This window comes from Azospirillum baldaniorum, from assembly GCF_003119195.2.
GTDB lineage: Bacteria > Pseudomonadota > Alphaproteobacteria > Azospirillales > Azospirillaceae > Azospirillum > Azospirillum baldaniorum.
In genome coordinates this window covers 109,915-135,989 of record NZ_CP022255.1, presented here as the reverse complement: position 1 = coordinate 135,989, position 26,075 = coordinate 109,915, and the positions used below count along the sequence as shown (strand labels likewise).

Sequence of the window (26,075 nt, the reverse complement as noted above, 5' to 3'; positions counted from 1 at the left end):
CGGGGGGCCGGCCCGGCTGTAGTCGCCGGCAACGGAAAGAACGCTCAATGGGGCGGCTTCACCGCCTTGTCCAGCGCCTCGGCCAAGGCCGCGTCGTCGTAGGGCTTCGGCAGGTGGACGCCGCCGGCGGGCGCCCGGTCGGCCCCCGATGCGAACACCACCGGCAGGGCCGGGTGACGTTTGCGCAGCGCAGCGGCCAGCTGCTCTCCCGACATCCCCGGCAGGCTGATGTCGGTCAGCAGCGCATCGACGGGCTGGGTCTCGGCAATCGACAGGGCTTCCTCGGCGTTGCCCGCTTCGACGACCGAATGACCGAGGCCGGTCAGCATCTCCACCGTGACGAGGCGGATCAGCGCATCGTCCTCCACCACAAGCACGCGCAGGCCCTGACGGCTGTCCGCCGGCGCGGGTTCGGCGGACGGCTTCGCGGTCGCTTCCCTTTTTCCGGCCTGCCCCATGGATCGCTGCTGCTGGTTGCGCAGGACATGCCGGACCTTACGGGACAGCGCCTCGCGGGTGTAGGGCTTGCTCAACAGCTCGACGCCGAGATCGAGCCGCCCGCCATGCACGATCGCGTTCTCGGTGTAGCCCGAGGTGAACAGGACCGCGATCCCCGGCAGACGCTCCTTCGCGCGGCGCGCCAGGTCAGGGCTGCGCAGCGGCCCCGGCATGACGACGTCGGTGAACAGCAGGTCGATCGGCACGCCACTTTCCACGATGGCCAGCGCGCTCTGCGCGTCCCGCGCCTTGAGCACGCGATAGCCGAGGTCGACCATCATCTCGACCACAGTCGCCCGCACGTCGTCGTCGTCCTCGACCACCAGCACGGTTTCCGATCCGCCCGTCTCCGGCCCGGTGTCGATCACCGTCACGACGTCTTCGGTCTGATGCGCGCGCGGCAGGTACAGGCGGACCGTGGTCCCCTGGCCGGGTTCGCTGTAGATCTTGACGTGCCCGCCGGACTGCTTGACGAAGCCGTAGACCATGCTGAGGCCGAGGCCGGTGCCCTGTCCTTCCGGCTTGGTCGTGAAGAACGGCTCGAAGACGTGATCCAGCACGTCCGGCGGAATGCCGCAGCCGGTGTCCGTCACCGCCAGCATGACGTACTGGCCCGGCGTCACCTCGGCGTGCCGGGCGGCGTAGGGATCGTCCAGGAAGGCGTTGCCGGCCTCGATGGTCAACCGGCCATGGCCGTTCATGGCGTCGCGGGCGTTGATCGCCAGATTGAGCAGCGCGTTCTCGACCTGGCTCTCGTCTGCGAAGGTGGTCCACAGGCCGCCCGCGATCATGGTCTCGATCTCGACGCCCTCGCCGAGCACGCGGCGCAGCATCTCGTCGAGACTGCGGGCGAGCCGGCCCAGGTTGATCACCCGGGGGGCCAGGGGCTGGCGGCGTCCGAAGGCGAGGAGCTGGGCGACCAGCTTCGACCCGCGGCTGACTCCGCTCAAAGCGTTCTGCAACCGCTGTTCGGCACGGTCGTTCCCCGCAACGTCCTTCACCAGAAGCTGAAGGTTGCCGGAGATCACCTGGAGAAGGTTGTTGAAGTCGTGCGCCACTCCACCGGTCAGCTTGCCGACCGCGTCCATCTTCTGGGCTTGGCGAAGCTGCGCCTCGGCCCGTTCCCGCTCGGCGATCGCCGAGGCGATGCGCTGCTCCAGCAGGTCGTTGAGGCGTCTTTGCGCGTCCTCGATCTCCTTGCGCTCGGTGATGTCGATCACCGAACCGATGTAGCCGAGGAATCCACCCTCCGCGTCGAAGCGCGGGGCGGCGGCGTCGATCGCCCAGCGGTAAACCCCGTCGGTCCGCCGCAGCCGGTATTCCAAACGGAACGCCTCCTGCTTCGCGTTGGCCGTCAGGAACATGTCCTCGGCGGCCTGACGATCGTCGGGATGAGCCGCGTCCAGCCAGCCGAAGCCCAACCCCGTCTCGGGGGTCTGTCCGGTGAACTCGTACCAGGACCTGTTGAGATAGGTGCAGGAGCCGTCGAGTTCGGTAACCCAGACCATCACCGGAGCATGGTCGGCGAGATTGCGGAAGCGCGCCTCGCTCTCGCGCAGCGCGTTGTCCGCCTCGCGGCGCAGGCGCACCATGGCCAGGGCGGTGTCGACGCGGGCGATCAGCTCGCGCGCCGAGAATGGCTTGACCAGATAATCGTCGGCACCGGCCGACAGCCCCTCGACGCTCGCCTCCTCGCCGGCGCGGGCCGACAGCAGGATGACCGGCAGGTCGCGCAGGTCGGCATCCTCGCGGATCGCGCGCAGCAGGCCGAAGCCGTCCAGCACGGGCATCATGATGTCGGTCAGAACGAGGTCCGGACGGTTCGCGCGCATCGCCGCCAGGGCCGCCTGACCGTCGGGCACCGCCTCGACCGCGTAGCGGCCATTCAGCAGGCGGCTCACATAGTCGCGCATGTCGGCGTTGTCGTCGGCCAGCAGGAGGCGCGGACACTCGCCCGTCTCCGGCGCCATCACCGTCTCCGCGGCGCCGATCAACGTGACCGGCGCTCCGCCATCGGCGGCGACCGAGCCGGGCAGCCAGCGCAGCGCCTCCTCGACGTAGGTCTGGGTGCGCAGGCCGGCCGCGGCGCCGGTCGGCTCCGACAGGACGCGCTCCTGCGGCAGATGGGCGGTGCCGAACGGCACGGTGACGATGAAGACCGAACCGTGGTCCATCTCGCTCTCGACCCGGATCGTGCCGCCGTGCAGCTTGACGAGTTCCTGGACCAGGGCGAGGCCGATGCCGGTGCCTTCGTGGCTGCGCCCCCGCGCGCCCTCGACCCGGTGAAAGCGCTCGAACAGGCGCGGCAGCTCGGAATCGAGGATGCCCGTGCCGGAATCGCTCACCCGAAGCTCGGCGCCCTCGCCCACCGGCCTCAGCGACACCGCGATCGCGCCCTGGAAGGTGAATTTGAAGGCGTTCGACAGCAGGTTGAGGACGACCGTCTCCCACATGCCGCGGTCCACATGAACCGGACCGGGAAGCGGCGGGCAGTCGACGACGAGGCTCAGCCCGGCCCGCTCGCAGGCCGAGCGGAAACCGCTCGCCAGCTCGGCCGTGTAGGACGCGAGGTCGGTCGGCTCGTAGCGCGCCTGGGTCCGCCCGGCCTCGATGCGCGAGAAATCCAGGAGCGCGTTGACGAGCTTGAGCAGGCGCTGCCCGTTGCGGTGGACCACCACCAGGTCCTCGCGATGGTCCGCCATCCGCTCCGGCTCGGCCTGCAACACCTCTTCCAGCGGCCCCAGCATCAGGGTCAGCGGCGTGCGGAACTCGTGGCTGACGTTCGAGAAGAACACCGTCTTGGCGCGGTCGATCTCCGCCAGCATCTCGGCCCGCCGGCGCTCGGCCTCGTAGGTCTGGACGTTGGTGATGGCCGCGGCGATCTGCCCCGCCACCAGCCCCAGGAAGCGCCGGTAGCCGTCGTCGAACAGGCGGAACGGATTCAGGCCGACGACGAGAAGGCCCGCCCGCCCCGCCTCGCCGCTGGCCGGAACCGGAATCGCCGCGGCCTGGGCCGGCGGACGCCGCCAGACGCCGGGCGGCAGGTCGGCGCCGAACTTCGCCGCCAGATCGTCGACCAGCACCGGGTCATGGAGCGTCGGGGTGAAGGGCCACACCGACGTGCCGTCCACCGCCAGCGTTTCCGGAGCCGCCGGATGGCCGCGCCCGATGCCGCAGGACCCGGCAAGCGAGGCGCTGGCCCCGTCGGGCTCGGCCACATAGAGCAGCGCGAAGGGCATGTCCCGCGGGTTGGTGGCGAGCGCTTGGGCGCTGCGCTCGCACACCTCCGGCAGGGTGCGGGCGTCGGCCGTGCCGGCGGCGAGATCGCGCAGCAGGGTGAGCTGCCGTTCGCCGATGATCCGCTGCGTGTCGTCGGAGTTGGCGCAGATGATGCCGCCGGGGCTGCCGTCGTCGTCGGGGACCGGGCTGTAGGAGAAGGTGTAGTAGGTCTCCTCCGGATAGCCGTTGCGCTCCATGACAAGGAGCTGCCCCTCGACGTAGGTCCCCTCGTCCCCCGTCATGGCGGTTGCCAGCATCGGGCCGATGTCGCCCCAGATCTCCCGCCACACGACCGAGGTCGGCCGCCCAAGCGCCCAAGGATGCTTGCCGCCGATGATCGATTTGTAGGCATCGTTGTAGAGATAGATCAGGTCGCTGCCCCAGCCGATCCAGATCGGCTGGCGGGAGGTCAGCATGATTCGCACCGCCGTCTTCAGGCTGCGCGGCCACTCCTCGGGCGGACCGAGCACCGTCGATGCCCAGTCGAACGCGCGCATCTGGGCGCCCATCTCGCCGCCGCTGGCGAGGAAATCGGGAGCGGCGGAGATGTCGGTCTCGTTGGACATGCGCAGGCGTCCCGTCCTTCCTGTTCTCATTCCCCCCTATAACAGGGGCGTGACCGTTGGTGCACAGCGGGACGCCACTTTAAGCTGATCCATGGGCCGGCGGCGAGAAACGATTTGTTAGCCCAATAGCCATAGGTCGGAACTTAAAACCCGGAAGCAGCGACTGCGGGATCGCCGTTCAGGCGAAGCGCTTCGTTCCGGCGACGCACAGCACGATCAGCCCGGTCACGGCGATCATGCTCCAGGCCACCGGCTCGTTCAGCAGAAGACCCGCCAGCGACAGCCCGAAGAAGGGTTGGAGCAGTTGCAACTGCCCGACCCCGGCGATTCCGCCGAGCGCGAGCCCCCGGTACCAGAAGACGAAGCCGATCAGCATGCTGAAGACGGAGACGTAGGCGAGGCCGATCCAGGCCGGGGTTTCGATGCCTGCCCAGGCATCCGGCATGGTCGCGAGCGCCAGCCCGGCCATCACCGGCATCGTCAGCACGAGCGCCCAGGAAATCACCTGCCAGCCGCCGAGACGGCGCGACAGCACCGCGCCCTCGGCATAGCCCAGCCCGCAGAGCAGGATGGCCGCCACCATCAGGCCGGCCCCGGTCAGCGACGCGTCGCCGCCCTGCGCCAGCGCGAAGCCGACGACGGCGAGGCTGCCCAGGCCCGAGAACATCCAGAAGACCGGCTTCGGCCGCTCCCGGCCGCGCAGAACGCCGAACAGGGCCGTGGACAGCGGCAAAAGGCCGATGAAGACCATGGAGTGCGCGGAGGTGATGTGCCGAAGCGCCAGCGCGGTGAGCAGCGGAAAGCCGACGACCACGCCGAGCGCCACCACCGCGAGCGGCGCGAGGTCGCGGCGCAACGGGCGGGCCTGCCGCAGCATGGCCAGCAGAACGGCCGCGAGCACCGCGGCGATTAGCGCCCGCGCCGAGGTCAGGAACAGGGGTGTGAAGCTGCCCACCGCGACGCGGGTCGCCGGCAGCGATCCACTGAAGATGAGCACGCCCAGCAACCCGCTGCCCCAGCCCGCCGTCACCCACCGCATCCCGTCATCCTTTCCAGTCCCATGCCCGTTGTGGCGCAAGCCTAGCCCGGCGGAGGCAGGCGGGGACAGCGACGGTCCCATACAATTTCACCGAACTGTACTGATACCGAGAGCATTACAGACGCCGGAGGGGCGTGACGGAAAACGGGACGGGCACGCGGTCCCGATCAAAGCGGCGACATCGGATTCCAGGCATGACCATGTTTACGAGAGCTTGGACATCGGCGTCCGACCCATGGCGCCTCCAATGACCTTCAACGGATGCAACCTTCATCGGACGCCCAGCGGCCGAAGACATCAGGCCTTCCAGGAACCGAGCAGCACCTCCAGAAAGCGCGCCGCCATCGGCGACAGAATGGCGCCATGCCGCCGAACGACACCGATGGTTCGGGAAATCTTGGGATGGCTCAGCGGGATGGTCCGGATGATGGGATGGCCCGAGGCCGGGGTGGCGAGCTTGGGCAGCACCGCGACACCGAGCCCGGCCTCCACCAGCCCGAGCGAACTGGCGAGGTGCGTGATCTCGTAGGACCAGTTGAGCTTCAGGCCGTGCTGCGCCAGGGCGTTGTCGATCAGCGCCCGGTTGCCGCTGGTGCGGCCCACGGTGATGACCCGATGCGCCGCCAATTCGTCCCAGCCGACCTCCCGCCGGGCGGCCAGCGGATGATCGTGCCGGCAGGCGACGACGAACGGGTCCTCGGCCAGCGGCGTGAACTCGATGTCCGGGTGTGACGTGCCAATGAAGTTGATGCCGAAATCGGCCTCGCCGCGGGCCACCGCCTCCAGCCCCTCGTTGGCGCCGAGATCGAGGATGCGGATGCGGATGCGCGGAAACGCGACGCTGAAGCGGCTGATCGCGTTCGGCAGGAAGTAGAACACCGCCGTCGGGACGGAGGCGATGGTGATCTGCCCGCCGCTCCGCGCCCCCAGGTCGCTGATCCCCAGCAGCGATGACTCGAACTCGTCCAGGAAGCGCCGGACCTTGGGCATGAAGTCGCGTCCGACCATGGTCAGGGCGACATGGCGGGTCGAGCGCTCGAACAGGGCGACGCCCAGCGTGTCCTCCAGCTTCTGGATGCGGCGGCTGAGCGCCGGCTGCGAGAGGTTCAGCAGCTCGGCGGCGCGGTTGAAGCTGCCCAGTTCCGCCACCGCCACGAAGGCTTTCAGATCGACCAGTTCGAAATTCATGCCCGACTCCCCGCAGCAGCGCTTATTGATGCGTGATGCGCAATAATACCCCGAATCATTGCATTTAACAAATACGGTTCCGAGGCTGAATATCGGTCCATCGGCTTTCTTCGCCGCGACGGCGAGACCAAGAGACAGCAAGCGCCATGAACCACCTGACGAGCCGCCAGATCGGCATTCCCTGCGTGATGATGCGCGGCGGGACCTCCCGCGGGCCCTTCTTCCTGGCATCCGACCTTCCAGCATCCCCAGCGGAGCGCGACGCCCTTCTGCTCTCCGTCATGGGGGCGGGAAACGACCTGGGGATCGACGGCATTGGCGGCGGCAATCCCTTGACCAGCAAGGTCGCCATCGTCGGTCCCGCCACCCTGGCCGGCGCGGACGTGGACTATCTGTTCGCCCAGGTGCGGGTGCAGGAAGGGATCGTCGACACTTCGCCCAACTGCGGCAACATGCTCGCCGCGGTCGCCCCCTTCGCCATCGAGGCCGGTCTGGTCCCGGCGACGGACGGCGTGACGGTGGTGCGCATCCACAACGTCAACACCGGCAAGCTGATCGAGGCGCGCGTCCAGACCCCGGACGGCCGGGTGACCTACGAGGGCGAGGCCGTCATCGACGGCGTGCCCGGCACCGCGGCGCCCATCCATCTCGCCTTCCTCGACGCGGCGGGCGCCAACACCGGCCGGCTGCTGCCCACCGGGGCGCCGGTCGACCGGATCATCGGGATCGATGGAACCGATGGCATCGAGGTGTCCTGCATCGACGCCGCCATCCCGGTGATGCTGGTCCGCGCCGCCGATCTCGGCAAGACGGGGCACGAGCCGATGGACAGCTACCGGCTCGACCGGGTGTTCATGGCCCGGCTGGAGGCGCTGCGCGTCGAGGCCGGCCGCCGCATGGGCTTCCCCAACGCCGCCGGCATGGTGATCCCCAAGCCCGTCCTGCTGGCGCCGCCGACGCGCGGCGGCACGCTGGCCGTCCGCTATTTCATGCCGCACGACTGCCACCGGGCGATGGCCATCACCGGGGCCGTCGCCACCGCGACCGCCTGCACGATCCCGGGAACCGTCGCCTCCGCGCTGGCCGGACGGATGGCCCTGCCCGGCGACGTCACCTTCGAGCATCCGGCCGGCCGGCTGACCGTCCGCCTCGATCCGGGTGCCGGTCAATCCGCCCCCACCGCCAGCATCCTGCGCACATCACGACGCCTGTTCGAGGGAACCGTGTTCGCACGGCCGTCGGACCCGCCGCGGGCCGCCATGGCCGCCTGACCCCACAGCACACAAAGGAGGAAACGCCATGCGCCTACAAACGGGAGAACAAACCCCGGCGCCGACCAAGCCCAAGGCCTTTTACAAGGCTCTCTACTTCCAGGTCGTCGTCGGCCTGACCCTGGGCATCCTGGCCGGTCATTTCTGGCCGGACCTCGGCGCCTCGCTGAAGCCGCTCGGCGACGGCTTCGTCAAGCTGGTCAAGATGATGATCGCGCCGGTCGTCTTCTGCACCATCGTCAGCGGCATCACCAGCCTCAACGACACCCGCGAGATCGGCAAGACGCTGGTCAAGTCGATGGCGCTGTTCTACGCGCTGACGGTGGCGGCGCTGCTCATCGGGCTGGCCGCGGTGATGATCATCGAGCCCGGCGTCGGCATGCACGTGTCGGCGGCGTCGCTCGACCCCACGGTGGCGGCGCGCTACGCCAAGCAGGCGGCTCCGGTCGGCTTCACCGATTTCGTGCTGCACATCATCCCGCATTCCTTCTTCGGCGCCTTCGCCGAGGGCGAGGTGCTGCCGGTGCTGCTCATCTCCGTCCTGGTCGGCTTCGGGCTGACGCGGGTCGGCAAGGCCGGCGAGCCGGTGGTCCAGGGCATCGAATCCTTCTCCCACGTGCTGTTTGCCGCCTTCGGCTTCATCATGAAGCTGGCCCCGATCGGCGCCTTCGGCGCGATGGCCTTCACCGTCGGCAAATACGGCATCGACTCCATCGGTTCGCTCGGCCTGCTGATCCTCACCTTCTACGTCGCCTGCGGCGTTTTCCTGATGGTGGTCATCGGCACGCTGGCGCGGCTGCACGGCTTCAGCCTGTGGAAGGTGCTGCGCTACTTCCGTGAGGAACTGCTGATCGTCCTCGGCACCTCGTCCTCCGAACCGGTCCTGCCGCGCGTGCTGCAGAAGCTGGAAGCGCTGGGCTGCAAGAAGGGCGTCTCCGGCCTCGTGCTGCCCATGGGCTATTCCTTCAACCTGGACGGCACGGCGATCTACCTGACGCTGGCTTCCCTGTTCATCGCCCAGGCCTGCGACATCCACCTGTCGGGGGGCCAGATCTTCGCCATGCTCGGCGTCATGCTGCTGACCTCGAAGGGGGCTGCGGGCGTCACCGGCAGCGGCTTCGTCGCCCTGGTCGCCACGCTGACGGTGATGCCGGACCTTCCCGTGGCGGGCGTCGCTCTGCTCGTCGGCATCGACCGCTTCATGTCCGAGGCCCGCGCCCTGACCAGCATCATCAGCAACTGCGTCGCCAGCATCGTCGTCTCGATCTGGGAGAACGCCTGCGACCGCGAGGTCCTGCAGCGGGAGCTGAACCAGAGCTACGCCAGCACCGAGCGGTGCCTGGAGGAGAAGGGCGACATCGCGGTCCTGCCGCTGAACGCCCCCGCCCAGCCGTCGCACTGATTCGCCGACGCCCGCCCCCACGCATCGAGGACACCGCCATGACCTCCTCCCCAATGACCGTCTCCACCACAAACGCGAAGGACTGGATCGGCCGGAGCGAGACCGTGTCCGACACGGTCACCCCGACCCCCTACGCCGCGCTGTCGGCCACTCTGGACCGGCCCGCCGAGCGCCCCGCCGCCGGTACCCCGCTCCCGCCGCTGTGGCACTGGCTGTACTTCCTGCCGCTGCACCGCCAGTCGGAGATCGGGCCGGACGGTCATGCCAGGCGTGGCGGCTTCCTGCCTCCGGTGCCGCTGCCCCGCCGGATGTGGGCTGGCAGCCAGTTCGAGTTCCACAGCCCCCTGCGCGTCGGCGACGCCCTGACCCGGACCTCGACCATCCATGACGTGACCGAGAAATCCGGGCGCACCGGCCCGCTGGTCTTCGTCAAGGTCCGCCACGAGATCCGCCGCGCCGGCGAGACCGACGTTGCGCTGACCGAGTTCCACGACATCGTCTACCGCGAGGCGGCCACGCCGCAGGATGCGCCGCCGGAACCGCAGCCGGCGCCGGCGGACGCGGCCTGGGAGACGCGCTGGGTTCCCGACGACGTGCTGCTGTTCCGCTACTCGGCGCTGACCTTCAACGGCCACCGCATCCACTACGACCGGCGCTACGTGACGGGGGTGGAGGGGTATCCGGGGCTGATCGTGCACGGCCCGCTGATTGCGACGCTGCTGCTCGACCTGCTGCGCCACCGGCTGCCGGAAGCCGAGGTCGCCTCCTTCCGCTTCAAGGCGGCGCGGCCGACCTTCGACATCAACCCTTTCTCGGTGTGCGGCACGCCGCTCGCCGACGGCAAGACGGTCCACCTGTGGGCCAAGGACCATGAAGGCTGGCTGACCATGGACGCCACCGCGGTCCTGACGTGAGGACGCCCCCTATGAGACCGCTGTCTGGAATCACCGTCGTCACCCTGGAACACGCCATCGCCGCCCCCTTCGCGACGCGCCAGCTCGCTGACCTCGGCGCCCGCGTCATCAAGGTGGAGCGTCCCGGCGTCGGCGACTTCGCCCGCGGCTACGACGAGAGGGTGCGAGGCGTCGCCTCGCACTTCGTCTGGACCAACCGCTCGAAGGAAAGCCTGACGCTCGACGTCAAGCACCCGGAGGCGCAGGCGATCCTCAAACGCCTGATCCGCGAGCAGGCCGACGTGGTGGTGCAGAACCTCGCGCCCGGCGCGGCGGCCCGCCTCGGCCTGTCCTACGAGGCGCTGTCCGCCGGGAAGCCGGAAATCATCGTCTGCGACATTTCCGGCTACGGCGGCGACGGTCCCTACCGCGACAAGAAGGCTTACGACCTGCTGATCCAGGGCGAGTCCGGCTTCCTGTCGGTGACCGGCACGCCGGAGACGCCCTCCAAGGCCGGCCCGTCCATCGCCGACATCTCCGCCGGCATGTACGCCTACACCAACATCCTGGCCGCCCTCCTGCAACGCCAGCAGACGGGTCGCGGCTGCCGCATCGACGTCTCCATGCTGGAATCGCTGGTGGAGTGGATGAGCTACCCGCTCTACTACGCCTTCGACGGCGCGCCGCCGCCGGCCCGCACCGGCGCCAGCCACGCGACCATCTACCCCTACGGCCCGTTTCCGGCCGGCGACGGCAAGACGGTGCTGCTCGGCCTGCAGAACGAGCGCGAATGGGTGGCCTTCTGCGAGACGGTGCTGCAACGCCCCGAGCTGGCGCGCGAGGAGCGTTTCTCCAGCAACTCCCGCCGCAACGCGGCGCGCGACGAGCTGCGCGGGATCATCGTGGCGGCCTTCGCCGGCCTGACCGCCGAGCAGGTGGTCGCCCGGCTGGAGCAGGCCGCCATCGCCAACGCCCAGGCCAACACCATGCAGGACGTCTGGAACCACCCGCAACTGGCGGCCCGCGACCGCTGGCGCACGGTGGAGACCCAGAACGGGCCAGTGCCGGCCCTGCTGCCGCCGGGTGTAGCGAGCGACGGGAGCGCGCGCATGGACCCGGTGCCGGCGCTCGGCCAGCACACCGACCGCATCCTTGCCGAGCTGGGCTACGCGCCCGGCGACATCGCCCGGCTGCGCGACGCGAAGGCGATCTGAGCCGCGCCGCGAACGGAACGCCATTTTTTGGGAGGACCAGCACCATGCCGTCCACGATCATCGACTCCGCCATCTTCGGCGACATCTTCAGCACCCCGGCCATGCGCGCCGTCTGGTCGGACGAGAACCGAACGCGCAAGTACCTGGACATCGAGGCCGCACTCGCCCGCGTCCAGGGCCGCCTGGGCATCATCCCGCAGGAGGCCGCCGACGAGATCGTCGCCAACTGCTCCCTCGACAGGATCGACATGGCGACGCTGAAGGCGCAGACGGAGCGCATCGGCTATCCCGTGCTGGGCGTCGTCTCGCAGCTCAACGCGCTGTGCCGCGACCGGCTCGGCGAATACTGCCACTGGGGGGCCACCACGCAGGACATCACCGACACCGCCACGGTCCTGCAGATGCGCGAGGCGTTGAACCTCGTGGACGAGGATCTGGCGGGCCTGTCGGCGGCCTTGGCGACTCTCGCCAAGCGCCACCGGGACACGCCGATGATCGGCCGCAGCAACCTGCAGCAGGCGGTGCCGGTGACCTTCGGCTACAAGATGGCCGGGCTGCTGTCGGCGGTGGAGCGCCATCGCGAGCGGCTGGCGCAGCTCCGTCCGCGCGTGCTGATGGGCGAGTTCGCCGGAGCGTCCGGCACGCTGGCCTCCCTGGAGCATGGCGCCATGGAGACCCAGGCCGGGCTGATGGAGGAGCTGGACCTCGCCCAGCCGGTGATCGCTTGGCACACCATCCGCGACACCATCGCCGAGGTGGGCTGTTTCCTGGGCCTGGTCGGCGGCACGCTCGGCAAGCTGTCGATGGACGTGAAGTTGATGATGCAGACGGAGGTCGGCGAGGTCTACGAGCCCTTCGCGCATGGCCGCGGGTCGAGCAGCACCATGCCGCAGAAGCGCAACCCGATCTCCAGCTGCTACATCCACGCGTCGATCTCCGTGCTGCGCCAGCACACGGCGGCCCTGCTCGACGCCATGGTGGCCGACCACGAACGGTCGACCGGCCCGTGGGAGATCGAGTGGATCGTCCTGCCGGAGGCCTTCTGCCTGCTGGCCGGCGCCCTGAAACAGGCGCGGTTCGTGGTGAGCGGCCTCGAGGTGGATGCCGAACGGATGCGCGCCAACCTGGAGATGACCAACGGGCTGGTGGCGTCCGAGGCGGTGATGATGGGGCTCGGCCGCCACATCGGGCGCGAGTACGCCCACGACCTCGTCTACGACCTCTGCCGCGAGGCGGTGCGCCAGAACCGGCCGCTGCTCGACCTCCTGGCCGAGACACCGGAGATCAGCGCCTGCCTCAGCCGCGCCGAACTGGCCAAGCTCTGCGATCCGGCCAATTACCTGGGCCAGTCCGGGGTGATGGTCGATCGTGTTCTGGACCGTGTCAAAAATCCCGTGCGCGGCTGAGGCTTGCCAGGAAAGACTGAACGCCGGTCGTCGGATTGGTTGTTCGGCTTCCGGAACGGCACCGTGGGCGGCATCCAGAGTGCCCACGGTGCGCTTCGTCTCTGAGTGTGCCGGCGCTCCGATCACGCCGGTGTTGTTCTCATGATGCCCGCAGCGCGGCGCCAGCCACAACCGCGCATCCAAGTGCCGAAGATCGTTTGCATCGGCGCTGGATGATCCCCTCCGACCGGCTGCACACCACGCCATGGCTCACAACGATGCCGCAAAGCGTCGACGACGTCCATGATTGAGCGCCGCGTCCGTCAGCGCCCTGGTCTCATCAAGGAAGCCAGCGGAAGGCTCTCGTCGGCCGCCTGTTCGGGCGTGATCATGGTCTTATGGTCCAACAGCTTGCGGCCGGCCATATGATCGGCCGGACGGTTGATGGAATCGATGGCGACCAGCGCGTCCCGGCGGAAGTAGAAGGCCGAGAAGCGGCGATCCTCCGGCGACCCGCGCAGCACCATCCGGTCATGATCGGCGGACAGGCCGACGATCTGCAGCTTCACGTCATACTGATCGGACCAGAACCAGGGCGCCGCCGTGAAGGGACGCTCCCGCCCCAGCAGCGCGGCGGCGGCCGACCTGCCCTGCTCGACGGCGTTCTGCACCGACTCCAGCCGCAGCGGGGTCCCCGTGCCGGTGCGACGGGCCGTGCAGTCGCCGACCGCGACGATGGCCGGATCGTCGGTGCGGGCGCTGTCGTCCACCAAGATGCCGCCGTCGCACGCCAGCCCGCAGCCTTCGGCCAGCGCCGTGTCGGGGACGATTCCGACGCCGACCACCACCAGATCCGCCGGATGCGAGCGCCCGTCGGCTGTGCGCACGGCGGTGACGCGGCCCCCCTGCCCGTCCAGCGCGACGACCTTGGCCCCCAGTTCGACCAGCGCGCCCTGCGAGCGGTGCAAGTCGGCGTAGAAAGCCGCCAGGAACGGCGTCGCCGAGCGGGCGAGCAGCCGGTCCGCCGCCTCCAGGATGGTCACCTCCAGGCCGCGCTTGCGCGCCGCCGCCGCGACCTCCAACCCGATGTAGCCGCCGCCGATCACCACCACCCGCGCCGCCCGGTCGAGCGCCACGCGAATCCGCCGCGCGTCGTCCAGCGACCGCAGGCCCAGAACGCCGTCCAACTCATCCCCGGCGACCGGCAGACGGCGCACCCGCGCGCCGGTGGCGAGAGCGAGCCCGCGATACTCCAGGCGGCGCCCGTCCTCCAAGCGCACATGGCGGGCGGAGCGGTCGATGGCGGCGACGCGCGTGCCGGTCAGCAGGGCGATGCGCTGCCGTTCGAAGAACTCGGCGCCGCGGATGGCGAGTTGCGCCTCCTCCATCGTGCCGGCGAGAATCGCCTTGGACAGCGGCGGCCGGTGATAGGGGGCCGAAGCCTCCTCCCCGATCAGTGTGATGGGACCGTCGTAGCCCTCGGCGCGCAGGGATTCGGCGACCTGCAAGCCGCCCTGCCCCGCCCCGACGATGACCATTCCCCCGTCCGCGGGTTCCGCTTGCGCCGGGCCGCCCATCAGCTCTGGGCCTCCGGCAGGCGCACCACCATGCCGTCCAGCGCGTCGCTCACCCGGATCTGGCAGGACAGGCGGCTGTTGCTGCGGCGCTCCGACGCCGTGCAGTCGAGCATCTCCTCCTCTGTCTCGCTGGGCGGCGGCAGGGAGTCGACGAGCGCCTCGTCCACGTAGCAGTGGCAGGTCGCGCAGGCGCAGGAGCCGCCGCACTCGCCCTCGATGCCGGCGACGCCGCTTTGCACCGCGCCCTGCATCAGGGTCCAACCCGTCGGGATGTCCACGACCTGCTCCAGGCCGTCGTGCTCGATGAAGGTGACCTTCGCCATGACCGAAACTTCCTTTGGAAAACCGTGTTCTGCGAAAACCGTGTTCTGCGTCCTGGCGCGGCCGGAGCCTCCCCCGGCCGCGCCGTCGTCCCCGCGATCAGCCGACCGCCAGTTCGAGGCGGGTCGGGCTGCGGAAGGTGGTGGAGGGCATCCAGGGCAGCTGGTCCTGCACCCGGACGAACTCCGGCACGCGCTTCAGGAACTCCTCGCAGGCGACGCGGGCGGCCAGACGGGCGAAGGCGGTGCCGAGGCAGGCGTGGACGCCGCCGCCGAATCCCAGATGCCCCTTCGGCTTGCGGTCGATGTCGTAGAGATGGGCGTTGGCGAAGCGCCGCTCGTCGCGGTTTCCCGACCCGTAGGCGAGGCAGACGAAATCGCCGGCGCGCATCGTCTGGCCGTGCAGCTCGACGTCCTTCTGCAGGCAGCGGCGGAAGCGTTGGGCCGAGGTGTTGAAGCGCAGCGATTCCTCGATGGCGTCGGGGATCAGCGCCGGGTTGGCGGCGAGCCGGCGGCGCGCGTCGGCGTGGTCGGCGAGGTTCAGGGCGAACATCGCGAGGAAGCCCGACAGGGATTCGATGCCGGCCATGATCAGCGTGGTGATGGTCATCTGCACCTCGCGGTCGGCCAGCTTCTCGCCGGCGACCTCGGCCTGGATCAGGGCGGTGATCAGGTCGTCGCCGGGCTCGCGCTTGCGCAGCTCCACCAGCTCCTTGGCGTATTCGCTCATCCACTGGAAGGCTGCGAGATGCTCCGGCCCCTTCTGGCGGGTGCGGGGGTCGGACTGCACCATCAGCACCGCCTTGTCGCGCACCATCCGCTCGTTCTCGCGCGGCAGGTTGAACAGGCCGAACAGCACGTCCACCGTGACCTTGCTGGAGACGTCGCTGACGAAGTCGAAGGTCCTCTCCCCCTGCACGGCGTCCAGCGCCCGGTTGGCCGAGGCGCGCACCGGTTCGGTCAATCCCTCCACCGCCTTCTTGGTGAAGGCGAACTGGACGATGCTGCGCAGGCGGTCGTGGCGGGGCGGATCGGTGGTGCCCAGCGTGTTGCCGGCGCGGTTGGGCATCTCGTCCATCAGGTTGCCCTTGGCCGAAGAATAGGTTTCCCAATCGTTCAGCGCAGTGACGATGTCGTCGTAACGCGACAGCACCCACATGTTGGCCTCCTCGCTCCAGAAGCAGGGATGCTCGTCACGCAAGGTCTTGTAGAAAGGAAACGGATCGGCATCGACGGCCGGGGAGTAGGGATCGAAACGGAACATCGGGCGCAGTCCTCCGACACCCGCGGCAGCGGGCGGCCAATTGGCGGTTTTTGGTTTGGATTGACGCGAACCGTTCAGGTCGCGAACAATTGCATCCTAGACAGATTCGCCTTTGCGGCGGAATGGACGAAGCGGAAGGAAAATTGTACTTTTCCGACAAACGAAGGCGCGGGGGAGGACGGCATGGAGCAGCCTGCGGAAGGGACGGCGCAGACACGGTCCGGCGCGGTGCCGCTGTTCGCGCTCTACGGCGAGGAGGCCCGGCTCACCGACGCCGAATTCATCCACATCGAGGACATCGAAAGCCGCAGCCGCCTCTACGATTGGGGCATCGGCTCCCACACCCACCGGGGGCTGTTCCAGCTGGTGGCGGTGCTCGACGGCGGGGGGCGCGTGCAGATCGACGACCGGGTGGCGGAGGTCGCAGCCCCCTGTGTGATCGTCGTTCCCCCGGCGGTGGTGCATTCCTTCCAGTTCCAGCCGGGCAGCCACGGCTATGTGCTGACGGTGGCCGAGGTGATGCTGTTCGACGGGGCCAGCGCGCAGAGCCGGCCGCTGTTCGAGGCGCTGTTCCTGCGCCCCTACCTGATCGATTTCACCGACGCCCCGGCGGCGGCGGAACGCGTCTCAACGCTGCTCGATCAATTGATGACGGAATTCCGCTGGCCGCAGCTCGGCCGGTCGGCGATGTGCGAGTGGCTGCTGCGCGGCGTCCTGCTGCTGCTGGAGCGCCAGCGCGCGGCGGCCGCCGGCGCCGACCCGGCGGAGCGCGTGCGCACCGAGCTGTTCGCCCGCTTCCGCGCGCTGGTCGAGGACCATTTCACCGATCATTGGACGATCCCGCGTTACGCGGACGCGCTGGGGATCACGGAATCGCGGCTGAACCGCCTGTGCCGGCATCTCGCCGGCCGCTCCGCCTTCGAGGTGGTGCAGGACCGCCTGCTGCTCGAAGCGAAGCGCCGTCTGGTGTACATCGCCGCACCGGTGGCGATGATCGCCTATGAGCTGGGCTTCCAGGACCCCGGTTACTTCAACCGCGTCTTCAAGAAGCTGACCGGGAAGACGCCCGCCGCCTTCCGGCGCGAGGCGCGCTCCGAATAGCGAGGACCGTTCGTCACCGCTCAACCGGGTCGAGCCGCGCCAGGATGGCGTCGGCGAGCGCCCGGTAATCGCCTTCCCCGATGGCGCGGGCGTCCAGTTTGAGGTCGCCGACACGCTGCTGCCAGTCGACGGCGGCGCGGGCCATGCCACCGGCCAAACCCAGTTCGTCGACGGTGCGCGCGACCTCGCGCATCTCGGCGGCGCGGCGGACGCCGTGGGTCATGACCCGCTCCTGCATGTAGGCGGCGCGCTCCTTGAAGCCGAAACCGGGATAGGTGACGTCCAGGGAATCCAGCACCACCTCGTCCACCCCGGCCTTGCGCCCGGCCAGCACGCATTCGAGGAACAGCGCCTCCAGCCCCTTCATCATGACGCTGCGGATCATCTTGATCGAGGAGGCGGTGCCGACCGGTCCCGCCGCCTCCCCGGCGCTCATCTCCAGGGCCGACAGGGCGGCCAGAGCCTCGGCGGCGTGCGGGCCGGCGACCAGAAGCGGCGTCTTGTGGAGCTTCGGATGGACCGGCGCCATCACCGCCAGATCGACGTAGCGCCCGCCCGCCGCCTCGACCGCCTGCGCCGATTCCCGCTTGGTGCCGGGCGCGCAGGAGTTGCCGTCGAAGAACAGGGCGCCGGGCGCAAGATGGGCGGCGGCGTTGCGGGCGGCGGCCTGCGCCTGATCGGCGGTGACCAGCGAGAAGACCAACGCGGCCCCAGCCAGGGCATCCTCGACCCGCTCGGCGCCGGTCACCCCGGCCGTCACGTAGTCGGCCCATTTGCGGGCGCGCACCACCGCGTCGGCGGACGCGGTCTTGACGTCGAAGGCGGCGACCGTGTCGGCCAGCCCGGCGCCCCGCCAGCCGGAGCGGAAGGCCGACGCCGCCTCCCCGAATCCGATGAAGGCCACCTTGGCCGTCCGCCGATCCTGCACCGTCATCGCCGCCTCCGTCCGTGCGCCGGGAGTCCACTTCCCCTCGACTGGGCATCGCTAACACGCCGACACCCCCCCGGCGTCATTCAATGACGGATCGTCCTATCCAATTTTTGAATAGCGCCTCGACGGTGTTCTGAACAGCTGGTCATGGGCGGGGGACCGGCGAGACGGCCTGCTTCCCGGCCTCGCGCAGCAGGTCGAGGAAATGCGCCTGCGTCGCGGTCGGGCGCCATCCCCGGCGCACGGTGAGGCCGATGGTGCGCTCGGTGTTGGCCAACTCCACGGGCAGGATGACCAGCAGGCCCAGCTCATGCTCATGCCGGATCTGGTGCGCCGAGATCAGGGTCAGACGGTCGCTGCCCAGCAGCAGGCCGCGCACCAGGATCTGGGAACTGGTCTCGACCAGCCCACGCGGTGGCGCTGCGGCGAACAGCGTCTCGAACCGGTCGCGCGTCGGCGTGCCACGGCGCGGAACCACCCATTGGCACCCCGCCAGCTCCTCCAGCGTCAGCCTGGACCGGCGGGACAGCGGGTGGAAGGCGCGCGCGACCACGACCAGCGGGTCCTCGAACAGGGGTTCCTGCACGACGTCGTCGATGGGCAGCGGATCGCGCAGCGCGCCGATCAGCACGTCGATCTCGCCGTGGCGCAGCCCGTGCAACAAGTCGTCGTAGGGGCCGTCGAGCACGTCGAACTGGACGTCCGGACGCTCGCGCACCAGCGCGTTGACGGCGGTCGGCAGGATGAAGGGGCGCGACAGCGGCATGCTGCCGACGACGATGCGAGCGGTGTCGCCGCCCAGCCCTTCGCCGACCTCCGCGAAGCCCTGCTCCAGCTCGGTGATCGCCAGTTTCACATGCTGGACCAGCGCCTTGGCGGCGGGGGTCAGCGCGATGCCGGCGGCGGTCCGCGCGAACAGCGCCATGCCCGCCAACCGCTCCAGATCACGGGCGGCGCGGTGCAGGGTGGGTTGCGAGATGCCGACGGTGCGCGCCGCGAGGCTGAAATTGCCGGCGTCGGCGACCGCGGCCAGCGCCCGGATCTGCGCCGCGGTCAGCAGCTGGTCGAAATCCGCCACACCGCGCAGGCCGCCCTTGCGCCCGCCGATGCGGACGGCCTCGCGCGTGCCGGTGCGCAGGCGGTCCAGCGCGCGCTCCACCCGGTCGAGGAACAGCACGCCCATGGCCGACACCGCCATGCCGTCCGGCCGCCGCTCGAACAGGGGGGTGCCGACCTCCTCCTCCAGCTTGGCGATGGCCTGGGTGATGGCGGGCTGGGACAGATGCACATGCTCCGCCGCCTGACTGATGCTGCCGCGCCGCGCCACCTCGCGGAAGGCCCGCAAATGCCGGATGTTGGGAATGCCGTTCATTCGGACCGTCCTGCCCCGCAGCACCGCTGCCGGAGCGGTCATAGCAAAATTCAATGGCTCCAGCTTATCGTCGGGGCACCGCTCCGTAAAGAGGCCGGGGCGTGGAGAGTGTTAGTTACACCGCCGCTGCGCGCTTGACCGCCTCGATCATCCCCTGAAAGCCCTGGGGCGAGCGGTACGGCCCCTGCGGATCGGCCGCCTGGGCGAAACAGGTGCGGAGCCGGTCCCAGTCGGGCGCCGGGCACATCTCCTCGAACCAGGGGCCATGGCTCCGCCATGAAGCGAGCGCCGCCGCGACGTCGGCCGGCAGAACGCGCCCGCCGTCGCGTTCCTGCTCCAGGAAGGCCAGGGCCGACCGACAACCGCCGACCATGTTCTCGGCGAAGACCCCGAGGCTGTCTGGGTGCAGGCGGGGGCGTCCGTCCGGGTCGATGTAGAGGATGGGAAAGACCGGCGCGAGCCGCGGAAACAGCGTGTTCGCCCAAAGGGTACCGCCCCAATAGACCTGGGCGATCCGGGCGAAATGGGCCACTTCGACGACGGGTTCGAGTCCGCTCGCCTCCAGGGGCAGAATCTCGACCTTGGGCTTGGTGACGGTCACGGTGTCGTTGGCCGCATCGACATACAGCGCGCCGATCTGCATGGCGTTCTGGAAATAGCTGCCGCGCAGCGCCCCCCAGATCGGCGAGAGGTGGCCGCCCTCGCGGACGAAGGCCGCCAGGGCCTGCGTGACCGGCGTGTCCGGTGCGGCGATCCGGCGGCGCAACCGCTCGAAGACGGCGTCGCTGATCTCGCGGCAGAAGCCCTTGGGGTAAGGGTTGCGGCGCTTCGGGAAGCTCAGCCGGCCCTCGTCCCGGTCCCGGTCGACGCCGTGGCGCAGCTCCAGCATCAGCGCTTCCAGGGCGGCAAGATGGCGGCCGAGCCACCGCTCCGTCAGGGCCCGCATCCGCTCGTCGGGCGGAACCAGGCGGCGGTGGCCCTGCCAGAGCCGCAACTGGCGATCCAACGGAGTTTCGGCGCCCGTCGGCGGACGGAGGGGATCGGTGTGGGGCATGGGCGGGCGGTCTCCGGGAAAGCGGCAACCGTCCATTCGGTCCGCAAAGCCAACCCGGGCGAACCAGCGCGCGGCATCCCCGAACTGGTCCTCACCCGGTCTGATTCCAGACAGAGAACGCCATCGCCGGGCCGGAGGTCAATCCTGCCGAGGCGCTGACCTGCTTCAGCCAGCAGACCAGCCTGCACATCCTCCACAGCCCAAACCTCATGTCGGGCCGCCGGTCGGGTGCTCTGGCGGGACCGATGCCCCGCTTCTTCTGCGACACCGCGATTCCCCGAAACCTCCTCCCCGGCACCCCCGCCGCCGCTGCGGACTGGCTCGTCGCCGCCATCGAGCCCCAGGGACTGACCTTCACGCGGGAGAATGCTCAATCCCCATCGCCTCCCATGATCCCGAGCTGACCGCGCAACGCCGTCAGGATCTCCACCGACAGGTCGGGGTCGGCCTGCGCGGTGGCGCGGGCCAGCGCCATGCCGCCGATCAGGGCCGACACGATGGCGATGGCTCGGTCGCGGCGGCCGGCGTCACCCTCCCCGCCCCGCTCCGGCAAGCGCTCTTCCACCGCCGCGAAGAAGCGCTCGACTCCGGTCCCGAAGCGCTCCTGCACCGCCGGGTCCTGCCGCGCCACCTCTCCGGCGAAGGCGGCCATCGGACAGCCGGCGTCCGGCCGGTCGCGGTGCCGGTCGCTCAGGTAGCGCGTCAGAAAGGCGTTGAGCGCCCCCTCGGGTGACGCCTCGTCGGCGGGCAGCCGGCCGAGGCTTTCCGCGAAGGCGGCCTCGCACGCCTCGGCGGCCAGCGCGTCCTTCGAGGCGAAATGGCCGTAGAAGCCGCCGTGGGTCAGCCCGGCGGCCTTGGTGATCTCCGCCACCCCGACCTTGTCGAACCCGCGCTCGCGGAACAGGCGTCCCGCCGCCTTGACGATGGCGGCCCGGTTCTCCGCCGCCTTTTCTTTGGAAACCTTCACGTCGTCACCTTGTGCATGGCTGCCACGCCCTCATCATGGGAGGTCGCGGCGGTATTCATGATGGACGTCATGAATAAGTCCATTCATGATGGTCATCATCATAACCCAGCGAGCATGGAGAGGACAATGACGGATATGAGCGGCGGCGTGGCCCTGGTCACCGGCGGCACCTCGGGCATCGGGCGGGCGACCGCGCTGGCCTTCGCCAAGGCAGGCGCCACGGCCATCGTCACCGGACGGCGCGAGGCGGAGGGGCTGGAGACGGTGGACCTCGTCCGGCAGGCCGGCGGGCGCGCCGTCTTCGTCCAGGCGGACGTCGCCGACGCCGAGGAGGTCGCCGCCCTGTTCGCCCGGATCGAGCGGGACCACGGCCGGCTCGACTACGCCTTCAACAACGCCGGCATCCATTTCGGCCGCTCGGTGGCCGACACGACGGAGGCCGACTTTGACCGCATGGTCGCCGTCAACATCAAGGGCGTCTGGCTGTGCCTGAAGCACGAGCTGCCAATCATGCTGCGGCAGGGCAAAGGCGCCATCGTGTCCACCGGGTCGGTGCTGGGCCAGATCGGGCTGGCCGGCAACAGCGTCTATTCCGCGAGCAAGGCGGCGGTCGAGGGCATGACCCGCAGCGTCGCCATCGAGGTCGCCAAGTCCGGCGTGCGCGTCAACGCCGTCTGCCCGGCGATCATCCAGACGCCGATGAGCGCCGGGTCCTTCGGCGGGGAGGAGGCGGTCAACGCGGCGCTCGGCCCGCTGCACCCGGTCGGCCGCGTCGGCCAGCCGCGCGAGGTCGCCGACACCGTGGTCTGGCTGTGCTCCGACGCCGCGTCCTTCATCACCGGCCAGTCGATCAACGTCGACGGCGGGCTGACGGTGCAGTGATCCCCACCCCATCCTAGGAGTTCGCGATCATGGATACCCTCGACCCCGTCGTCATCGTGTCCGCCGCGCGCACACCGCTCGGCCGTTTCCAGGGGGAGCTGTCGGCTCTGCCCGCCCACGCGCTGGGCGCCCACGCGGTCCGCGCCGCCCTGAGCCGCGCCGGTCTGGCGCCGGAGCGCGTGGACGAGGTGCTGCTCGGCTGCGTGCTGCCCGCCGGCCAGGGGCAGGCGCCGGCCCGGCAGGCGGCGCGCGGCGCCGGTCTGCCCGACGCCACCGGCGCCACCACCGTCAACAAGGTCTGCGGCTCCGGCATGAAGGCGACGATGCTCGCCCACGACCTGATCCGCGCCGGCTCCGCCGACCTCGTGGTCGCGGGCGGCATGGAGTCGATGTCCAACGCGCCCTATCTGCTGGCCAAGGCGCGCGGCGGCTACCGCATCGGGCACGACCGCATCCTCGACCACCTGATGCTCGACGGGCTGGAGGACGCCTATGAGGGCGGGCGCCCGATGGGCGATTTCGGCGAGGCGACCGCCGACCTCTACGGCTTCACCCGCGCCGAGCAGGACGCCTACGCCGTCGAGACGCTGACCCGCGCCCGCGCCGCCATCGCGAGCGGCGCTTTCACCGCCGAGATCGCGCCCGTCACCCTCGCCGTCAAAGGTGGCGAGCGCACCGTCGCCGACGACGAGAACCCGCTGAAGGTCGCGCCGGAGAAGATTCCCGCCCTGAAGCCGGCCTTCCGCCGCGACGGCACGATCACCGCGGCCAGTTCCTCGGCCAACGCCGACGGGGCGGCGGCGCTCCTGCTCACCCGCCGCTCGCTGGCCGAGCGCGAGGGGCTGCCCGTGCTGGCGACCATCCTCGGCCACGCCACCCACAGCCAGGACCCGGCCTGGTTCACCACCGCACCCATCCCGGCGATCCGCAAGCTGCTCGACCGCGTCGGTTGGGGTATCGGCGACGTCGATCTGTTCGAGATCAACGAGGCCTTCGCGGTCGTCGCCATGGCGGCGCAGCGGGACCTCGGCATTCCGCGCGACGCGCTGAACGTCAACGGCGGGGCCTGCGCGCTCGGCCATCCCATCGGCGCCACCGGCGCGCGGCTAATCGTGACGCTGCTGCACGCGCTGGCCGCGCGGGGGCTGCGCCGCGGCGTCGCCTCCTTGTGCATCGGCGGCGGCGAGGCCACCGCCATCGCGGTCGAACGGCCCGCCTGACCCTTTCCGCCAGACCGGAACCCCATCCATGCTGTCCTCCCCCGTCGCCGCCGCGCTGGCGCGGCGCAACGTCCATTACGGCTGGGCCGTCGTCGGCGTCACCTTCCTGACCATGCTGGTGTCCGCCGGCGCGGTCGGCGCCCCCGGCGTCCTGCTGCTGCCCCTGCAGCGCGAGTTCGGCTGGTCCACCGCCGACATCTCGGTGGCGCTCGCCATCCGCCTGCTGCTGTTCGGCCTGATGGGGCCGTTCGCCGCCGCGCTCATCAACCGCTACGGCGTCAAGCGGATGGTGCTGTCCTCGCTGACGCTGGTCAGCGGCGGACTGCTGCTGTCGCTCGCCATGCGCGAGGTCTGGCAGCTGATCCTGCTGTGGGGCTTCGTCGTCGGGTTCGGCACCGGCCTGACCGCGATGGTGCTGGGCGCCACCGTGGCGACGCGCTGGTTCAGCCGGCGGCGCGGGCTGGTCGTCGGCCTGCTGACCGCCAGTTCGGCCACCGGGCAGCTCGTCTTCATGCCGCTGCTGTCGATGCTGACCGAGCAGATGGGCTGGCGCGTCGCGCTGGCGCTGCTGTGCGGGCTGCTGTGGGTGGCGGCGCTGGCCGTGCTCGCCCTGATGCGCGACCGTCCGTCCGACCTCGGGCTGGCCGCCTATGGCGAGGAGGGTGCGGCGACCGCCCCGCCGCCGCCCGCCGGATCGGTGGTGGCCGCCGCCCTGGGCGCCCTGCGCGACGCGTCGAAGACACGGGTTTTCTGGGTGCTGTTCGCCACCTTCTTCGTCTGCGGGGCGAGCACCAACGGTTTGATCCAGACCCACCTGATCCCACTCTGCGTCGATTTCGGCGTGCCGGAGGTGCGGGCCGCCGGCCTGCTGGCGCTGATGGGCGTCTTCGACTTCGTCGGCACCGTCGCCTCGGGCTGGCTGTCCGACCGCTACGACAACCGCTGGCTCCTGTTCTGGTATTACGGCCTGCGCGGGCTGTCGCTGCTGTTCCTGCCCTATTCCGACTTCACCCTCTACGGCCTGTCGCTGTTCGCGGTGTTCTACGGGCTGGACTGGATCGCCACCGTGCCGCCGACCGTCCGGCTGACGGCGGAACGCTTCGGGCGGGAGCGCGCCAACCTCGTCTTCGGCTGGGTCTTCGCCGGGCACCAGATCGGTGCGGCCTGCGCCGCCTTCGGGGCCGGCTACGCCCGCAGCACGCTGGACAGCTACCTGCCGGCCTTCTTCATCGCCGGGCTGCTCTGCCTGGGGGCCGCGCTGCTGGTCCCGACGCTGGGCCGCGCCCCGGCCGCCAAGCCGGCGCCGGCCACCTGAGGGCGCCCATTCAAGACTCCCGCGTTGGCGCAGTAGCCCCCTCCCCTCTGGGGAGGGGGTGGCCCGAAGGGCCGGTGAGGGGGTTGCGCGTAGCGGCACGTTCGGCAAAAGCGCAACCCCCTCACCCCAACCCTCTCCCCGCTTTCGGCGGACCGAAGGTCCGCCTGTCGCGTCAGCGCAAACTGCGTTTGCGCGTGAGCGGAGGGGAGAGGGGACAATTAAAGCCCCATCGACTTCGCGCCGGGCTGTGCTTAGATAGGCGCAACCCGGCCCGCTCCGTATATGTGCGGGCCGCCCCCACTGCGTCGATGGACCGACCATGGACAAACTGCACGCGATGCGCGTCTTCGTCCGCGTCGTCGAGGTCAACAGCTTCACCAAGGCCGCCGACACGCTGGGCCTGCCGCGCGCCTCGGTGACGACGACCATCCAGAATCTGGAGGCGGCGCTCGGCGTGCGCCTGCTCCAGCGGACGACCCGCAAGCTGAGCCTGACGCTCGACGGCGCCGCCTATCTGGAGGGCGCCACCCGCATCCTGTCCGACCTGGAGGAGATCGAGACCTCCTTCACCAGCGCCCGCAAGACGCCGCGCGGGCGGCTGCGGGTGGACATGCCGGGCTCGGTCGGGCGGCTCATCATCATCCCGACCATCCACGAGTTCCACGCCCGCTACCCCGACATCGAAATCATGATCGGGATGAGCGACCGCCCCATCGACCTGATCCAGGAGGGGGTAGACTGCGTGCTGCGCGTCGGCGACTTGGTGGATTCCAGCCTGATCGCCCGCCGGGTCGGCGCGTTCCGCCCGGTGACCGTCGCCAGCCCGGCCTATCTCGCCCGCCACGGCACGCCCAAGACCATCGAGGAGCTGGAGGGCCACAGCGCCGTCAACTACTTCACGCGCACCGGCAAGATGCACGAGATGAGTTTCGAGCGCGACGGCGTCATCCACGAGGTGAAGCTGAACGGCCCGGTCTCGGTCAACGACGCCGACGCCTACGTCACCTGCGCGCTGGAGGGGCTGGGCATCGGGCAGACCGCCCGCTTCATGGCGCTGCCCCACCTGCGCAGCGGCGCTCTGGTGGAGATCCTCAAGGAGTGGCGCCCGGCCCTGATGCCGATCTCCGCGCTCTACCCGCACAACCGCCACCTGTCGCCCAAGGTCCGCGCCTTCGTCGACTGGGTCGCCGAGCTGTTCGAGGGCTGCCCGCTGATGCAGGGCGAGGAGATCGACGGTTACGAGTGCCCGGACCGGGAGAAACCCAAGCCGGCTCCCGCCACCACGGAACCGGAGGGCGCCCGTCTCTGCGTGGTGTGACCCAGGCCTCCTGTGGATC

At 69.8% G+C, this 26,075-nt stretch carries 20 protein-coding genes; 10 read left to right on the top strand and 10 right to left on the bottom strand.

Annotation, left to right across the window (positions count from 1 at the left end; translation table 11 throughout):
- Positions 1 to 44: 44 nt before the first annotated feature.
- From Sp245p_RS23005 to Sp245p_RS22995, 3 genes are all read right to left on the bottom strand, one after another.
- The gene (locus Sp245p_RS23005) at positions 45 to 4,343 is read right to left on the bottom strand and encodes a response regulator (protein ID WP_246119813.1); all 4,299 of its coding nucleotides are present in this window, start codon (positions 4,341 to 4,343) and stop codon (positions 45 to 47) included.
- A gap of 178 nt (positions 4,344 to 4,521) precedes the next feature.
- Complete coding sequence (locus tag Sp245p_RS23000) at positions 4,522 to 5,382, bottom strand: DMT family transporter (protein WP_014199242.1); 861 nt, start codon at positions 5,380 to 5,382, stop codon at positions 4,522 to 4,524.
- Between the two features lie 297 nt (positions 5,383 to 5,679).
- The gene (locus Sp245p_RS22995) at positions 5,680 to 6,570 is read right to left on the bottom strand and encodes a LysR family transcriptional regulator (RefSeq protein ID WP_014199243.1); all 891 of its coding nucleotides are present in this window, start codon (positions 6,568 to 6,570) and stop codon (positions 5,680 to 5,682) included.
- A 146-nt stretch (positions 6,571 to 6,716) separates the two neighbouring features.
- On the opposite strand from Sp245p_RS22995, the gene Sp245p_RS22990 reads away from it, so the two are divergent.
- Genes Sp245p_RS22990 through pcaB form a run of 5 tightly spaced genes read left to right on the top strand, consistent with a single transcriptional unit; the run spans position 6,717 to position 12,756 of the window.
- Positions 6,717 to 7,841, top strand: coding sequence for a 4-oxalomesaconate tautomerase (locus tag Sp245p_RS22990; protein ID WP_014199244.1), 1,125 nt, complete (start codon positions 6,717 to 6,719; stop codon positions 7,839 to 7,841).
- Between the two features lie 28 nt (positions 7,842 to 7,869).
- The gene (dctA, locus tag Sp245p_RS22985) at positions 7,870 to 9,243 is read left to right on the top strand and encodes a C4-dicarboxylate transporter DctA (RefSeq protein ID WP_014199245.1); all 1,374 of its coding nucleotides are present in this window, start codon (positions 7,870 to 7,872) and stop codon (positions 9,241 to 9,243) included.
- Positions 9,244 to 9,281: 38 nt separating this feature from the next.
- Positions 9,282 to 10,157 carry an HTD2 family dehydratase gene (locus Sp245p_RS22980; RefSeq protein ID WP_014199246.1) on the top strand — a complete coding sequence of 292 codons (876 nt, stop codon included), beginning with the start codon at positions 9,282 to 9,284 and terminating at the stop codon, positions 10,155 to 10,157.
- Positions 10,158 to 10,168: 11 nt separating this feature from the next.
- Positions 10,169 to 11,350, top strand: coding sequence for a CaiB/BaiF CoA transferase family protein (locus Sp245p_RS22975; RefSeq protein ID WP_014199247.1), 1,182 nt, complete (start codon positions 10,169 to 10,171; stop codon positions 11,348 to 11,350).
- Between the two features lie 44 nt (positions 11,351 to 11,394).
- Positions 11,395 to 12,756: a 3-carboxy-cis,cis-muconate cycloisomerase gene (gene pcaB / locus Sp245p_RS22970; RefSeq protein WP_014199248.1), complete on the top strand. Its 1,362-nt coding sequence runs from the start codon at positions 11,395 to 11,397 to the stop codon at positions 12,754 to 12,756.
- 302 nt (positions 12,757 to 13,058) lie between these two features.
- Here pcaB and Sp245p_RS22965 read toward each other — a convergent pair whose 3' ends face one another.
- The 3 genes from Sp245p_RS22965 to Sp245p_RS22955 all read right to left on the bottom strand — a co-directional run bounded on the left by Sp245p_RS22965 (position 13,059) and on the right by Sp245p_RS22955 (position 15,896).
- Positions 13,059 to 14,273 carry an NAD(P)/FAD-dependent oxidoreductase gene (locus Sp245p_RS22965; protein ID WP_014199249.1) on the bottom strand — a complete coding sequence of 405 codons (1,215 nt, stop codon included), beginning with the start codon at positions 14,271 to 14,273 and terminating at the stop codon, positions 13,059 to 13,061.
- 38 nt (positions 14,274 to 14,311) lie between these two features.
- Positions 14,312 to 14,635 carry a 2Fe-2S iron-sulfur cluster-binding protein gene (locus tag Sp245p_RS22960; RefSeq protein WP_014199250.1) on the bottom strand — a complete coding sequence of 108 codons (324 nt, stop codon included), beginning with the start codon at positions 14,633 to 14,635 and terminating at the stop codon, positions 14,312 to 14,314.
- A 97-nt stretch (positions 14,636 to 14,732) separates the two neighbouring features.
- Positions 14,733 to 15,896, bottom strand: a complete 1,164-nt coding sequence (locus Sp245p_RS22955) for a cytochrome P450 (RefSeq protein ID WP_014199251.1) — start codon at positions 15,894 to 15,896, stop codon at positions 14,733 to 14,735.
- Positions 15,897 to 16,079: 183 nt separating this feature from the next.
- Between Sp245p_RS22955 and Sp245p_RS22950 the strand changes: the two genes are divergently transcribed.
- A complete protein-coding gene (locus Sp245p_RS22950; protein ID WP_014199253.1) occupies positions 16,080 to 16,997 on the top strand; it encodes a helix-turn-helix domain-containing protein in 918 nt (305 codons plus the stop codon).
- A 13-nt stretch (positions 16,998 to 17,010) separates the two neighbouring features.
- Here Sp245p_RS22950 and Sp245p_RS22945 read toward each other — a convergent pair whose 3' ends face one another.
- The 4 genes from Sp245p_RS22945 to Sp245p_RS22925 all read right to left on the bottom strand — a co-directional run bounded on the left by Sp245p_RS22945 (position 17,011) and on the right by Sp245p_RS22925 (position 21,321).
- A complete protein-coding gene (locus Sp245p_RS22945) occupies positions 17,011 to 17,931 on the bottom strand; it encodes an NAD(P)-dependent oxidoreductase (RefSeq protein ID WP_014199254.1) in 921 nt (306 codons plus the stop codon).
- A gap of 142 nt (positions 17,932 to 18,073) precedes the next feature.
- Positions 18,074 to 19,300: a LysR family transcriptional regulator gene (locus tag Sp245p_RS22940; protein WP_014199255.1), complete on the bottom strand. Its 1,227-nt coding sequence runs from the start codon at positions 19,298 to 19,300 to the stop codon at positions 18,074 to 18,076.
- Positions 19,301 to 19,415: 115 nt separating this feature from the next.
- Entirely contained in the window at positions 19,416 to 20,354 is a 939-nt protein-coding gene (locus tag Sp245p_RS22935) for a hypothetical protein (protein ID WP_014199256.1), read from the bottom strand.
- A 370-nt stretch (positions 20,355 to 20,724) separates the two neighbouring features.
- The gene (locus Sp245p_RS22925; RefSeq protein ID WP_014199258.1) at positions 20,725 to 21,321 is read right to left on the bottom strand and encodes a TetR/AcrR family transcriptional regulator; all 597 of its coding nucleotides are present in this window, start codon (positions 21,319 to 21,321) and stop codon (positions 20,725 to 20,727) included.
- A gap of 126 nt (positions 21,322 to 21,447) precedes the next feature.
- Here Sp245p_RS22925 and Sp245p_RS22920 point away from each other — a divergent pair, with 126 nt between their 5' ends.
- From Sp245p_RS22920 to Sp245p_RS22900, 4 genes are all read left to right on the top strand, one after another.
- A complete protein-coding gene (locus tag Sp245p_RS22920; RefSeq protein ID WP_014199259.1) occupies positions 21,448 to 22,203 on the top strand; it encodes an SDR family oxidoreductase in 756 nt (251 codons plus the stop codon).
- 29 nt (positions 22,204 to 22,232) lie between these two features.
- Positions 22,233 to 23,423, top strand: coding sequence for an acetyl-CoA C-acyltransferase (locus Sp245p_RS22915; protein WP_014199260.1), 1,191 nt, complete (start codon positions 22,233 to 22,235; stop codon positions 23,421 to 23,423).
- A gap of 28 nt (positions 23,424 to 23,451) precedes the next feature.
- Positions 23,452 to 24,738, top strand: coding sequence for an MFS transporter (locus Sp245p_RS22910; protein ID WP_014199261.1), 1,287 nt, complete (start codon positions 23,452 to 23,454; stop codon positions 24,736 to 24,738).
- A gap of 319 nt (positions 24,739 to 25,057) precedes the next feature.
- The gene (locus Sp245p_RS22900) at positions 25,058 to 26,056 is read left to right on the top strand and encodes a LysR family transcriptional regulator (RefSeq protein ID WP_014199263.1); all 999 of its coding nucleotides are present in this window, start codon (positions 25,058 to 25,060) and stop codon (positions 26,054 to 26,056) included.
- The last annotated feature ends 19 nt before the right edge of the window (positions 26,057 to 26,075 follow it).